A 1,797-nucleotide genomic window follows, 5' to 3' on the forward strand; every position below is an offset into this window, starting at 1 on the left:
CATGGATGGCGCCATCGAGCCCCCATGGGTGAGGGCGCTTTGCTTGCGAAGCACTGCTTCGCAAGCGCCCGAACGCCCAGCCGCCAGCGGCTGGGCCGGACCGCGGAGCGGGGTTTACGGCGTGTCCTGACCACCCACACCGCCCCGCCATCCCACGCAATGCCGCTCTTGCTTCGGCCGTTGCCGTTGCTTCGGCTTGCAGCGGGTGCAGGGCCGCAAGCCCTGCAGAAAAACACCCTACCCCGCCATCACCGCTTCGATCTCATCGGCGCTGCGCGCCAGGCCTTCGGTCAGCACGCGATGACCGTCATCGGTGATCAGCACATCGTCTTCAGTGCGGATGCCGATACCGCGCCAACGCGGTTCCACCGTCGTGTCGTCCACGCCGATGTACAGCCCCGGCTCGATGGTGAACGCCATGCCAGGCTCCAGAAGGCGTGAATCACCGGCGAGGCGGTAATCGCCTACATCGTGCACGTCCAATCCGATCCAGTGGCCGGTCTTGTGCCGGTAGAAGCGCTGGTACAGGCCTTCGGACAGATTCTTTTCCAGCGTGCCCTTCAGCAGGCCCAGCCGCAGCAGGCCCTCGGTCAAGGTCTGCACTGCGGCCAGATGGCCGGCCTCGTAGGGCACGCCCGGCTTGGCCTGGGCCAGCGCCGCCGCCTGCGCTTCACCGACCAGGTCGTGCAGCGCGCGCTGCTCGGCACTGAAGCGGCCGTTCACCGGGAAGGTGCGGGTGATGTCGCTGGCGTAGCCGCGGTACTCGGCACCTGCATCGATCAGCACCAACTCGCCATCGCGCGACCGCGCGTTGTTGTCGCGGTAATGCAGGATGCAGCCGTTGCGGCCGGCACCGACGATGCTGCAATACGCAGGCACCGCATCGCTGGCGCGGAACACGCGTTCCAGCTCGGCCTGCAGCTCGTACTCGTGGATGCCGGCCCTGGCGGCCTTCATCGCCGCCAGATGCGCACGCACGCTGATCTGTGCGGCGTGGTGCATCAGTGCCACTTCGGCGCCGGATTTGAACAGGCGCTGCTCGTGCAGCAGGTGGCCCAGCTCCAGGAACTCATGTGGCGGCTGCGCACCGTGGCGTACCTGCGAACGCACGCGGTTGACCCAGCCGATCAGCTTCAGATCGAAGTCGGCGTCGCGGCCGAAGTGGTAGTAGACGCGCGAGCGCCCTTCCAACAGGCCCGGCAGGATGTCGTCCAGATCATCGATCGGGTAGGCATCGTCCATGCCGTACTGCGCTACCGCGCCTTCCTGGCCGGCGCGGCTGCCGTCCCATGCCTCGCGCTCGGCATCGCGCTCGCGGCAGAACAGGATGGCCTCGCCATGGCGGCGGCCCGGAATCAGCACCAGCACCGCTTCCGGTTCCGGGAAGCCGGTCAGGTACTGGAAATCCGAATCCTGGCGGAACGGATAATGGGTATCGAGGCTGCGCACCTTCTCGGCTGCGGCCGGCAGTACCAGGATCGCATCCTCGCCAGCCATGTCCATCAGCTGGCGGCGGCGACGCTTGTATTCGCCGGCCGCGATGCCGGTGCGCTGCTTGATATCCATCAGTTCAGGCGCTGCCGATGGCGCGCGGCCAGCACCACGTCGCCGTGCAGCAGCAGCACCGCCACGCGGATGAATTCCTCGATCTCCGACAGGGCTTCGTCGTCGTCATCGCCGCCGGCCTCGAAATCCTCACTGGACGCACGCGCCAGGCTGGCCATGTCGGTCAGCGCTTCTTCGCCCTCTTCGGACAGGGCCGGGCGGCGGCCGCCGCTGCCCAGGCCGAAGCCGCCC

2 protein-coding genes are annotated in these 1,797 nt (G+C 67.5%); both read right to left on the reverse strand.

The window, feature by feature from the left end:
• Nucleotides 1-237: 237 nt before the first annotated feature.
• On the reverse strand, nt 238-1,560 hold the full coding sequence (locus ABGA94_RS16010) for an aminopeptidase P N-terminal domain-containing protein (protein WP_088123875.1): 1,323 nt from the start codon (nt 1,558-1,560) through the stop codon (nt 238-240).
• Nucleotides 1,561-1,565: 5 nt separating this feature from the next.
• Nucleotides 1,566-1,797 (reverse strand): UPF0149 family protein (locus tag ABGA94_RS16015; RefSeq protein ID WP_375367782.1); only part of this gene is annotated, 232 nt, incomplete at its 5' end.

This window comes from Stenotrophomonas sp. 3diitr2024, from assembly GCF_042136455.1.
GTDB classification, from domain to species: domain Bacteria; phylum Pseudomonadota; class Gammaproteobacteria; order Xanthomonadales; family Xanthomonadaceae; genus Stenotrophomonas; species Stenotrophomonas sepilia.